Annotated in this window: 9 protein-coding genes; 3 read left to right on the plus strand and 6 right to left on the minus strand. The window is 69.5% G+C overall.

Features of this window, described 5'->3' with window-relative positions; genetic code table 11:
- Positions 1-113: 113 nt before the first annotated feature.
- The 4 genes from ACFWTE_RS16055 to ACFWTE_RS16070 all read right to left on the minus strand — a co-directional run bounded on the left by ACFWTE_RS16055 (position 114) and on the right by ACFWTE_RS16070 (position 3,517).
- Positions 114-974 (minus strand): ABC transporter permease, encoded by an 861-nt coding sequence (locus ACFWTE_RS16055; RefSeq protein ID WP_378780190.1) that lies wholly within the window; start codon positions 972-974, stop codon positions 114-116.
- Complete coding sequence (locus ACFWTE_RS16060) at positions 971-1,738, minus strand: ABC transporter ATP-binding protein (RefSeq protein WP_378780191.1); 768 nt, start codon at positions 1,736-1,738, stop codon at positions 971-973. The genes ACFWTE_RS16055 and ACFWTE_RS16060 overlap by 4 nt, the downstream gene beginning before the upstream one ends.
- Positions 1,735-2,706, minus strand: coding sequence for a DUF6282 family protein (locus ACFWTE_RS16065; protein ID WP_378780192.1), 972 nt, complete (start codon positions 2,704-2,706; stop codon positions 1,735-1,737). The genes ACFWTE_RS16060 and ACFWTE_RS16065 overlap by 4 nt, the downstream gene beginning before the upstream one ends.
- A 133-nt stretch (positions 2,707-2,839) precedes the next feature.
- Entirely contained in the window at positions 2,840-3,517 is a 678-nt protein-coding gene (locus ACFWTE_RS16070) for a GntR family transcriptional regulator (protein WP_378780193.1), read from the minus strand.
- An 82-nt stretch (positions 3,518-3,599) separates the two neighbouring features.
- Between ACFWTE_RS16070 and ACFWTE_RS16075 the strand changes: the two genes are divergently transcribed.
- Complete coding sequence (locus ACFWTE_RS16075) at positions 3,600-4,364, plus strand: DUF1932 domain-containing protein (protein WP_378780194.1); 765 nt, start codon at positions 3,600-3,602, stop codon at positions 4,362-4,364.
- Positions 4,365-4,502: 138 nt separating this feature from the next.
- Here the strand turns inward: ACFWTE_RS16075 and ACFWTE_RS16080 are convergent, their stop codons facing one another.
- Entirely contained in the window at positions 4,503-5,207 is a 705-nt protein-coding gene (locus ACFWTE_RS16080; protein WP_378780196.1) for a hypothetical protein, read from the minus strand.
- Between the two features lie 166 nt (positions 5,208-5,373).
- Positions 5,374-6,906 carry a WD40 repeat domain-containing protein gene (locus ACFWTE_RS16085; protein WP_378780198.1) on the minus strand — a complete coding sequence of 511 codons (1,533 nt, stop codon included), beginning with the start codon at positions 6,904-6,906 and terminating at the stop codon, positions 5,374-5,376.
- 1,011 nt (positions 6,907-7,917) lie between these two features.
- Between ACFWTE_RS16085 and lanKC the strand changes: the two genes are divergently transcribed.
- Together lanKC and ACFWTE_RS16095 are read left to right on the plus strand one after the other, a co-directional pair.
- Positions 7,918-10,569, plus strand: coding sequence for a class III lanthionine synthetase LanKC (gene lanKC / locus ACFWTE_RS16090; RefSeq protein WP_378780199.1), 2,652 nt, complete (start codon positions 7,918-7,920; stop codon positions 10,567-10,569).
- Between the two features lie 31 nt (positions 10,570-10,600).
- Positions 10,601-10,726, plus strand: coding sequence for a SapB/AmfS family lanthipeptide (locus tag ACFWTE_RS16095; protein ID WP_378780201.1), 126 nt, complete (start codon positions 10,601-10,603; stop codon positions 10,724-10,726).
- Positions 10,727-10,876 lie beyond the last annotated feature (150 nt).

Genomic DNA, 10,876 nt, shown 5'->3' on the forward strand with positions numbered 1-10,876 from the left:
GCTTTCGGTTGGGTGGGTGGCCGTGGAGAGCCCACGGCCTTGGGGGATGAACCGCACGATGTCCGCTCGGGGCGCCGGGGTGCCCGGTCCGCGAAACGCCCTCTGGTCGGCCTCTAGTCGGCCTCTAGTGGCTTCCAGCGGTTGGCCCGGGAGGCCAGAACACCGACGAGGGTGTTGAGGACCATCGCCAGGGCGGTCAGCACCACGACCGCGGCGAACACACCCGCGGTGTTGAACTGCGCGGCGGAGTCGTTGATGAGGTAGCCCAGGCCGCGGTTGGAGGCGACGAGTTCACCGATGACCGCGCCGATGAGCGCGTAGGGGATGGACACCTTCAGTCCGGTGATGAGGCCGGTCATGGAGGCCGGCAGCACCACCTTGAGCGCGATGTCCTTGTTCGATCCGCCCATGAGCCGGACGGCGTCGATGAGGCCGCGGTCGACGTCGCGGACGCCGGCGGCGGTGTTGAGGAAGACCAGGAAGAACACGCTGACGGCCGCCAGGATGACCTTCATGTCGATGCCGATGCCGAACCACACGATGAACAGTGGTGCGAGCGCCACCTTCGGGATCGAGTACAGCGCCATCATCAGCGGTTCGAACACGTCGTAGACCAGGCGGATCGAGGCGAGCACGTATCCGGCGAGGGCACCGGTGGCGGCGCCGATGACGTAGCCGAGCACCACCTCCTGGATGGTGATCCAGGTGTGCGTGCCCAGGGTGCCGTCCACGATCCAGTCGCTCAGCTGCTCCCACACGCTGACCGGGTTGGAGACGAACATGGGGTTGGCCGCCGCGTTGCCGGCGATCTGCCAGAGCAGGAGGAGGACCAGCACCACGCCCAACCGCAGTCCCCACACGATGGTGGTGCGGCGGTTGCGGTGCCACCAGTTGCGGCGGCGGGCCTCCTTGACGGGGCCGCTCGTGCTCAGGCCGCTCTGCGCGTGGGTGTCGGGAAACGATCCGGTGGTCATGACCGCGCTCCTTTCTTCAGCGCGGAGGCCAAGGTGGCGTGCAGTTCGACGAACCGCGGCCGCACCTTGGTCTCGTCGGGTTCGCGCGGTCGGTCGAGGTCGACCTGCTGGTCGAGCAGGATGGTGCCCAGGGGGCCCAGGACGACGACGCGGTCGCCGAGCATCAGGGCTTCCTCGATGTCGTGGGTGACGAACACGATGGTGTGCCCGGTCGCTCTCCACAGGCGTGCCAGTTCGCGCTGGAGTTCGGCGCGCAGCTGGGCGTCCAGGGCGCCGAAGGGCTCGTCCATCAGAATGGTCCCGGCCCCGTTGGCCAGCATGCGGGCCAGGCTGGCGCGGCGCCGCATGCCGCCGGAGAGCTCGCGCGGGTAGCTGTCGGCGAACTCGGCCAGGCCGACCGTGGCGATGAGTTCGCGTGCCTTCTCCTCGCGCTCGGCCTTGTCGGTCCCGGCGATCTCCATGGGCATCTCGACGTTGCGCTGCACGCTCCGCCAGGGCATGAGCGTGTCGGTCTGGGTGAGGTAGCCGATGTCGGGGGTGGGACCGTTGTGCGGGCTGCCCCGGTGCAGCACCCGTCCCGAGGTCGGCTTGGAGAGGCCGGAGAGCAGGTTCAGCATCGTGGACTTGCCGCAGCCGGACCGGCCCAGGATGGTGACGAAGGTGCCTTCCTCGATGCTGAGGTTGAAGTCGCGCAGCGCCACCGTGGCGACGTCGTCGCGCTGGAACTCCTTGGTGAGGTGCTCGACCTCCAGGACGACGCTCATGAGGTGACCGCCTGTGCCTCGTGGTGGGCCTGCGGTGCGTCGGGGAGCGGGTCCGCCCCGGCGAGCCAGCGTGAGTTGTGCACCACCATCAGGCGCACCTCCTGCTCGGTGAAGCCGTTGTCGAGGAGGACGTCGGCGGCCAGCGCGAGGCCGTCCTCCACCGGCGGGTTGAAGGGCTGCCCCAGGTCGGAGCTGATGACGGAGTTCTCCGGGCCCGCCGACCGGATGTTGGCCAGCCACGTCTCCCAGGACACCTTGCCGGTCAGCGGGGTGGTCAGGCAGCGCTCCAGATAGGCGCCGTACTCGGCGAGTGTCCTCTGGTTCTCGGCGGGAATGCGCTGGGAGGTGAACTCGGGGTGGGTGACGACGATGCGTCGGACACCGCGTTCGCGGGCGAGTGCGACGACCTTCGCGGACTCGTCTCCGTGCAGGTGCCCGGTGGCCAGGGTCATGTCGTGCTTGGCGATGACGTCGAGGACCTGGCGAGTCGCGGCCGTGACCTCCCCGTCCTCGTCGAGCACGTCGACGGCGGGGCTGACGATCCCCGCGTCCCGCAGGTCCTGCTGGATGCGGGCCCACATGGGCGGTGTGGCGCCCTCGGGGGTTTCCGCGAGGCAGCTGCGCTGGTTGTCGCTGTCCACGGTCGGCAGCCAGACGACCCGGGCTCCGCCGCGTGCGGCGATCTCGACCGCGACGGGGTTGAGCCCGCCCACGGAGGCGTTGAGTGTGATGGCGCCGAGTACGTCGACGCCCGGGTGGACGCTGCGGACGACTTCGGCGCGTTCGGCCGTGGGCGTGTAGTGGGATTTGAGCACGAAGCCCGCCATGCCGTGCTGTTGGAAGCGCGGGGCGAGTTCGAGGTCACTCACCCTGCGCTTCATCACATCGGGGGCGATGTGGACGTGGATGTCGTAGGCCCCCCGAACGAGCTCGCGTGCGTGTGCGCTGGGTACTTGATGATGCAACATGCCGCCCCTTTGCCAACAAACTGGTAAGCGACATTGTTAACGATCTTGGTGACGACAGTCAATACCCACGTAACATCTGGTCAGGAGCCCGTGCCCCCGACTCGGGCGCCGACAGGACGCAAGCGAGAGGCGCTCACCCCCGCTCGGCGAAGTAGTCCCGCGTGGCCTGGTAGACGCTGTTCAGATGTGTCCGCATGGCGTTGGCGGCACGCTCGGGCTCCCTCGCGCAGACCGCCTCCACGATCTCCAGGTGCTCGGGCAGCGACGTGGCAGGGCGATGCGGCTGCATGGCCAACCGGATGCGGTACCTGACGTTCTGAGCACGCAGGCGCATGACGACGTCGGGCGCCACCTTGGCACCGCTGATGTCCATCACCGCCTGGTGCAGGTCGCGGTTGGCCTGCGCGTAGGCCTCGCCCTCACCCGCGTCCACCGCTTCCCGCATCACCTCACCGATGGCGCGCAGCCTCTCCACACCGGCGTCGTCGATACGCTCGGCGGCGCGGGCCGCGCAGAGCGACTCCAGGGCCGCGCGCACCTCCACGATCTCCAGGGCCTCGTCCAGATCCACGGCGCGCACCCGGGCGCCGCGGTTGCGGACCCTTTCGACCAGGCCCTCCACCGTGAGCGTCGCCAGGGCCGCGCGCACCGCACCCCGGCTGGCGTCGAACATCTCGATGAGATCCGTTTCCACAAGCCGCTGCCGGGGCGCGAAGTCACCGGCGACGATGGCCTGGCGAAGCTGTGACGTCACACGCTCGGCATCACTGACGCTCGGTCGCGTCCCCTGGCCCACTGCCTCCTGGGTCATGGTCTTCCTTTCGCTCATCTTGGTATGCATTATTGTAAACAATGTTGTTCACACCAAGATGGCTTCGTTACCGGAGGACGAGATGACCGTCATCACAGTGATCGGCCTGGGAGAGGCCGGCCGGCTCATCGGCGAAGGGCTGGCGCGGAACGGCGCCCGGGTCCGGGGCCACGACCCCTTCGTCTCGTTGCCGGACACGCCCATCGTGCAGCACTCCGCGCTGGACGACGCGCTCGCCGGCACGGAGATCGTCATCAGTCTCGTCGGCCCCGCCTCCGCGCACGAGGTCGCCGCAAGGGTTCTCCCCCTGCTGCCGGCCTCGGCCGTCTACGCGGACCTGAACACCCTCTCCCCTGCCGAGAAGAGCGAGCTCGGGGCGCTGGCCGCCGACGCCGGTGTGCCCTTCGCCGATGTCGCGGTCATGGCCCCCGTCCCGCGGGCGGGCAGCCGCACACCGCTGGTCGCGGCCGGAAGCGGCGCCGAGGCCTTCACCGCGAAGCTCTCGGCCTTGGGCACGCCCGTTCGCGCGGTCTCCGGCAACGCCGGTGACGCCGCGGCCAGAAAGCTTCTGCGCAGCGTTTTCATGAAGGGACTGGCCGCGCTCATCATCGAATCCCTCGACGCCGCGAGCGCCGCCGGAGCCGCGGAGGAGCTCCGCGACCAGATCGCCGCCGAGTTCGGCGAGAACGGCCGGGACCTGGTGGACCGGCTGGTGGAGGGCACCCGCCTGCATGCCGGCCGGCGTGTGCACGAGATGGAGGCGGCGACGGCCTACCTGGACGAGCTCGACGTGGAGCACCCCATGACCGAGGCCACGCTGTCGCACCTGCGCCGGTTGAGCGCCTGACGACGCTCGGTGCCGCGTCCGGCCTCGGCCGGGTCCCACACCTCGCGGCGGAACCCGGCCGGGTGTCCCCGACGGTCCACGAGGCCCTCCTCAGGGAGTGGAACCGGACGCGGAGCCCGACGAGCGTCCGCCCCTGGCTCAGCCGCCCAGCTCCTGCGAGGTCACCCCGACGTCCTCCGTCAGTGTCCGGACGCTGTCGGCCACGACGGGTGCGTCCTCGACCAGTTCCGCAAGGGCGTCGCGGGTGTCGTGGACGCACCGCGGAGAGGGCATGCCCGCGACAGGCAGCCTGTGCAGGGGGCGGGGGTAGAGCTCCCCTACGCCGGGGCTGGTGAGCACGGCGATGCTCCCGACCTCCTCGGTGTCGCCCCCGCTCTCGTGGAGGGTGATCCGGATCAGGGCCACTCCGCTGTCCGCCTCGCCGCTGCCCACGGGGAGTTGGAGCGCCTCGGCCTTCTTGGGCTCCAGTGCGTAGGAGATGTCACTGTGCGACTCCTCCCCCTGCGCGGGAAGGTCGATCTCGTAGGAGGCCGTGACGGAGATGGGCCCTCCCACACCGTCGACGCACTCGGTCACCGGAACGAAGTCCTCGGTCCTGACGGTGATCCGGTCGAACACCTTCAGGTCCTCGGAGTTGTTCATGAGGGTCACGGTGAGCACGGTGGCGTGGACGTCCACCTCCTGGTCCGGCCCCTCTCCCCCGGACAGGTTCCCGGTGATCGCCTGTGAACCGTCCGCTGACAGCTCGACCACCTCGAAAGTGCCCCGGTTGACCCAGTCGCCCACGTCCCTGACGAAGAGGACGACCGCGATGAGGGCGGTGGGTACGGCCAGCAGGGTCACCCAACCCAGGAGTGCCGCGCTCGGCGTCCGGAGGAACCCCCTTCGCCGGTGCGGGGAGGTGCTTCGCGGCTGTCGCGGCCCGCCGCCTCCCCTGGATCTGTTGCGCCTGTTCTTCCTGCCCATGTGCAACTCCCGTTCTGGGATGGCTGATGGCCGCCGAGAGGGCTCAGTCGTCGATCGGATCGGGCGAACCGGGAACCGCCGGGTCTTCGTGGTGGTCGGCGCCCTCCTCGTCCTGGATCCTGACGCACACGGGCTCGTAGGCCAGGTCGGGGAACTCGTGGTCCCACTCCTCGGGACTCAGCAGGACAGGGGCGCCCAGGCAGCGCTTGCTCAGGTAGAGGGAGAGCGACTCGGCGTCGGCGTAGGGAGGGTGGGGGTCGCGGTCCATGTCCCACAGCAGGGGGCCCGACCCGGACACGACCGTTGCCACAACGTGCAGATCCGTCGCGGTTCGAGAGGCGGCGAGCAACTCCACCGCCCGTGCCATGGGCATGGTCTCCACGGGCTGGTAGTCCGTGAGAGTCCCGGGAGGCGTCTCCCACAGTGTCAGTTCGTCGAAGCCCCGGCCCCGGCCCGCGGAGATGAGGAAGCGGACGTTCCCCTGGGCGGCCGGGCCCGGCACGGTGTCCAGGCGCTGGTGCGCGCTGGGCCGGGTCGAGGGCTTGTCGCAGAAGACACCGGAGCAGGACTGGGGCATGGTCACGGGTCCGTCCCCGGACCGCACCGCCTCGGAGGACACGGCGAAGACCCCCTCGTCACTGGTCACGGCGATGGTGTCCGGACCGACCGCGGAGGGGGCGAACCGGAACCCCTGACCGCTCACACCGCTCTCGCGCAGGTCCGCCGTACCGAGCAGCTCGCGGGTGGAGACTTCCCACAAGCCGATCTCCCCCTCATCGGTCAGGGTCGCCAGGACCGTGGCGTGGGAGGACATCGCGAGTGAGACCCGCTCCCGCGCAGCGGGGATCTCGCCATCGAGCCCCCAACCATCTCTGTTCCACAGGAGGACGTTTCCCGTCCCGGACCCCAGGGCCAGGTACTCGGCGTCGATGAGCGAGCCCCGCAGACTGCTGACGAAAGCCATTCCGCTCCCCGAGTCGACGTCGATCCGCGTCTCCTCCGCACCGGAGTCGACGTCCCACACGAGGACCTCCTCACCGGAGCGCACCGCGACGAGCCTTGACGCGAGGTCCAGGGCCAGCTCTGCGACGGGCCCGGGGGCCTGCTCGTCGAACACGGTGTCACCGGTGTAGACGTCCCAGAGGAACACCCTTCCCCGAGCGGTTCCCCCGGCGAGGAAGCGCCCCTCGTAGGAGAAGACCAGGGAGGTCAACCGTTCGCCGTCGCTGTCGAGCTCCATGATCAGGTGCGGCTCTGCGAGCCTTTCCATCGCTGCCGCCGAGGTGCCGGTGCGCTCCAGGCCCGCGGCCTCAAGGGCCAGAGCGGTGGACAGCCGGGGGTCCTCGGCCGCGAGTTCGAGGGAACGCGAAGCGAGTGTGTCGGCAAGGCGTGCGCGCTCCTCGGCATCCAGGTCGGTGACCGAGCGCGGGGGAACCGCGGAGTCGGCGTCATCGGCGGTGGGAGAGGCACAGGAGGCGCCCAGGGACAGGGCCAGGGAAATCGTGAGGAGGGGTCGGACAACGATGGTCCGAAGGGGTGGAAGAGGAACAGGAACACGGGGGGAGAGTGTTTCCATTTCTCGATTGTAGTACCGGAACCCCTTCGGGGTAGGGGTTTGCGTTCACGAGGACGCTGTCGCTGTTCGGGGTCCATCGTCCCGGCGGGACCGGTGGGGGCGGTTGCGCCCCGCACGTCCACCCCGCCCCGGACGCGCACGGAGCCACGGCTGCCGGCACCCCCGAGCGGGGCCCGGGCCCGAGGTCCGGCCCCCGGGATTCGACGTGACAAGGCACCGGACGACCTTCCCTTCCCTGAAGGCCTCAGGAGCAATCATTTCGTGGGTGAAAAACGTCCTCCCTGCGCGCTTCGGCAACGGATGAGAAGTTTACGCACTCGCCCCACAGCGGCATTCACAACGAGTTCGGAACACGGGAAGCCGGACTCGGTACGGACGGTTCACCCCGAATTCATCAAGGGGAAGCGAACAGCCGCACCCATAGCAGAACTGACCGCCTCCCCGGAAGCCCCATTCCTCATCCCACTGGTCTTCCGAGCGCGCACATCCCGCCGCACCCCGCATCCCCCGCGGCACCCCCATCGGCAGGAACACGGTGTTTTCCGAGTTCGCGCAGTTCACCTCACTGCCCGGCCAAGAATCTACTGCCCGCGACCCCTCAGACCCTCGACCCACCCTGACCTCCCTGTTCACAGCCGTTACAGACACCTCAAAAATTCTCAAAACCACAGATTTTCGACAAAGCGCCGGTTATCGACAAACAGTGCGCCAGGGCTTAACAACGCTCCAACCTGCCATTATTCGACATACCCACAATGAGAAGACCCTTCGGCCCACGAGACCGCGGAGAGAGTCGCACACCCGTCGTCGGAGGACGCACTCCCACCGAATCCGCTGGCAGGGGCGGTGAATGAACGCGGAGGGAACCGAGAAGGGAACCCACTCATCTCCCGGAAACCCGCCGCGAGTAATGAGCGACCGGAGAAACCAGGCGCAAAGTATGGACACGGAGATATCCCCTATGTCACTATCTGGAATGCCGCTGACCAAGAAGACTATGAGGGAGTTCGTATGATCAAGGGGTACGGTGTGTTCTGCGACGCCGACCGCTACTTCTACGACACGCCCCACCGTCTGTGGTCGGGCTCCGGTGCCTCCGGGACGGTCGGCGAACGCGACCGGGTCTTCGAGGGGACCGGGCGGCCGGTGCCCGAGGGGTGGCAGAGCCACCGCGCCGGCGACTGGCTGGCCCTGCGCCCCGTCGAACACCGCCTACCGGACCAGGGGTGGAAGATCCACGTCTCCGCCTGCCTGGACAACGCGGAATCGATTCTGGCCCGGGTCTGGGACTACTGCGTGGCACGGGGCGTCTCCTTCAAATTCGTCCCCACCCGGTACCTGCTGCACAACCGGAACGCCAAGTACGCGGATCGCGGGGGCAGCGGGAAGTTCATCACCGTCTACCCTGCCGACGACGACGAGTGCGCCTCGGTCGCCGCCGGACTGGACGCACTCGTGGGCGGTGAACCCGGCCCGTACGTCCTCAGTGACGTGCGCTGGAACGCTGGCCCGGTCCACCTGCGCTACGGGAGCTTCACCAGGAAGCACTGCTACGACGAGCGCGGCGAGCCGGTGCCCGCGCTGGAGAACGCGGACGGCGTGCTCGTGCCCGACCAGCGCGGGCCGGCCTTCCACACACCGGAGTGGGTGACCGTCCCCGAATTCCTCCGTCCGCACCTGGAGGCGCGCAGCTCCGTCGACGTCACCGATCTGCCCTACGACATCGAGCGCGCCCTGCACTTCTCCAACGGCGGCGGTGTCTACGCCGGGCGGGACCGGCGCACCGGTGAGCCCGTGGTGCTCAAGGAGGCCCGGCCGCACGCCGGCCTGGCCGCCGACGGCGCCGACGCGGTGCGCCGCCTGGAACAGGAGCGCACCGCCCTGGAACGCCTCTCCGGCCTGGGCTGCACCCCCGAGGTCAAGGACGCCTTCACCCTCGGCGACCACCACTTCCTGGTGATGGAGTACATCCAGGGCAAGGCGTTGAACTCCTACTTCGCCCACCGCCACCCCCTGGTCGAGGCCGACCCCGCGCCGGAGAAGCTGAGGGAGTACGGCCGGTGGGCGATGCGTGTGCACGGCTTGGTGGAGGAGGCCGTCGAGGCGGTGCACGCGCGCGGCATCGTCTTCAACGACCTGCACCTGTTCAACATCATGGTGTCCGAGGACGAGTCCTCGGTGGTGCTGCTCGACTTCGAGGTCGCCCGGGACGTCGAGGAGGGTAGCCGTCAGACGGTCGCCAACCCGGGGTTCGTCGCCCCGCGCGGGCGCCGGGGCTTCGATGTGGACCTGTACGCGCTGGCGTGCCTGCGCATCGCCCTCTTCCTGCCCCTGACCAGTGTGCTGGCCATGGACCGGGGCAAGGTCCGGCACCTGGCGGAGGAGGCCGCGCGTGTCTTCCCCGAGGCCCGGGAGTTCCTGGAGCTCGGCGTGGCGGAGATCCTGCGCGACCCGGACGGTGCAGCAGGGGCGGGCGCGTCCCCCGAGGCAGCGCGCCCGGTGGTCACCGGTACGCCCGATCCCTACCCGCCGGCCGAGCCCGGGGACTGGCCGCACAGCCGGGACTCGATGGTCCGTGCCATCCTCGCCTCGGCCACCCCCGAGCGGGACGACCGCTACTTCCCCGGCGACATAGCGCAGTTCACGGCGGTCAGCGGCGGTCTCTCCTTCGGCTACGGCGCCGCCGGGGTGCTCTACGCCCTCGCCGAGAGCGGCGCCGCCCGGTGCCCCGAGGCCGAGGAATGGCTGGTGCGGCAGAGCAAGGAGCCCGCGTCGGGGACCCCCCTGGGTTTCTTCGACGGACTCTCGGGCCTGTCCTGGACCCTGCACCGGCTCGGCCACGGGGAACCCTCCCTGGCGCTGGCCGAACTGCTCCTGGCACAGTCGTGGGAAGGGCTCGGCCCCGGGTTGCACGGTGGGACGGCCGGGATCGGCCTGGCCCTGGACTCCCTGGCCGCGGACACAGGAGAGCCGGAGCTGCGCTCGGGCGCGCTCCGCTGCGCGGAACTGGCCGCGCACGGCTTCCTGGACGCCCCGCCCGAGCGGCGCCGCGCCGGTCTGCTCCACGGCGGTGCGGGCGTGGCCCTGCTCTGTGTGCGCCTGTACGAGCGAACCGGGGACACCGCGCTGCTCGACCTGGCCGAGCGGGCGCTGCGGGCCGACCTCGACCGCTGCGTCACCAGCGCCTTCGGCACGCTCCAGGTGGACGAGGGGTGGCGGACCATGCCCTACCTCGGCGCGGGCAGCGTCGGTGTGGGGATCGTGCTCGACGACTACCTGGAGCACCGTTCCGACGAGGGGTTCGAGCGGGCCCGCTCGGAGATCGTCGGGGCTGCGCGGTCCAGTTTCTACGCCCAGCCCGGCCTCTTCCGCGGACTGGCGGGCATGGTGCTGTACCTGAGCCGGACGACCGCTCCCGGTGCCGGGCCCGCGGAGGTGCGTCGCCAGATCGACGCCCTGTCCCGGTACGCCATGCGCTACCAGGGCCACCTGGCCTTCCCCGGAGAGCAACTGATGCGGCTCTCCATGGACCTTTCCACGGGCACCGCCGGCTGTCTCCTCGCGCTCACCGCGGCGCAGAGTGAGCAGCCCGCCCGGCTGCCCTTCCTTCCTCCGCTGCGGCGGACCCAGAACCGGCCACTGCCATGGTCCGGAAATGAATAAGAAAAGAAACTACCGAAAAAGGATATCAGCTATGACTCTGCTCGACCTGCAGTCCCTGGAGATCGCCAAGAACGAGGCTCACGGCGAGGTCGCGGGCACCAGCACCGCCAGCCTCCTGCTGTGCGGCGACAGCAGCCTGAGCCTCGTCACCTGCTAGGGATGGCGCCGCGGATGAGCGCGGCGTGACTGAGCCGTGGGGCGGGTAACCCGGCCCCACGGCTTCGTGTCCGGTGAGCGGACCCTCCCATCGGCCCGGCGGGGCCCCCCCCGGGCCCCCCGGGCGGGCCCCCCCCCAGCAGCGAAGGGG

This window comes from Nocardiopsis sp. NPDC058631 (assembly GCF_042716955.1).
Classification (GTDB): Bacteria; Actinomycetota; Actinomycetes; order Streptosporangiales; family Streptosporangiaceae; genus Nocardiopsis.

Excerpts from the sequence above, each read along its gene's own strand:
- ACFWTE_RS16055 (WP_378780190.1), bottom strand. The coding sequence starts at position 974 with ATGACCACCGGATCGTTTCCCGACACCCACGCGCAGAGCGGCCTGAGC.
- ACFWTE_RS16060 (WP_378780191.1), bottom strand. The coding sequence starts at position 1,738 with ATGAGCGTCGTCCTGGAGGTCGAGCACCTCACCAAGGAGTTCCAGCGC.
- ACFWTE_RS16065 (WP_378780192.1), bottom strand. The coding sequence starts at position 2,706 with ATGTTGCATCATCAAGTACCCAGCGCACACGCACGCGAGCTCGTTCGG.
- ACFWTE_RS16070 (WP_378780193.1), bottom strand. The coding sequence starts at position 3,517 with ATGACCCAGGAGGCAGTGGGCCAGGGGACGCGACCGAGCGTCAGTGAT.
- ACFWTE_RS16075 (WP_378780194.1), top strand. The coding sequence starts at position 3,600 with ATGACCGTCATCACAGTGATCGGCCTGGGAGAGGCCGGCCGGCTCATC.
- ACFWTE_RS16085 (WP_378780198.1), bottom strand. The coding sequence starts at position 6,906 with ATGGAAACACTCTCCCCCCGTGTTCCTGTTCCTCTTCCACCCCTTCGG.
- lanKC (WP_378780199.1), top strand. The coding sequence starts at position 7,918 with ATGATCAAGGGGTACGGTGTGTTCTGCGACGCCGACCGCTACTTCTAC.
- ACFWTE_RS16095 (WP_378780201.1), top strand. The coding sequence starts at position 10,601 with ATGACTCTGCTCGACCTGCAGTCCCTGGAGATCGCCAAGAACGAGGCT.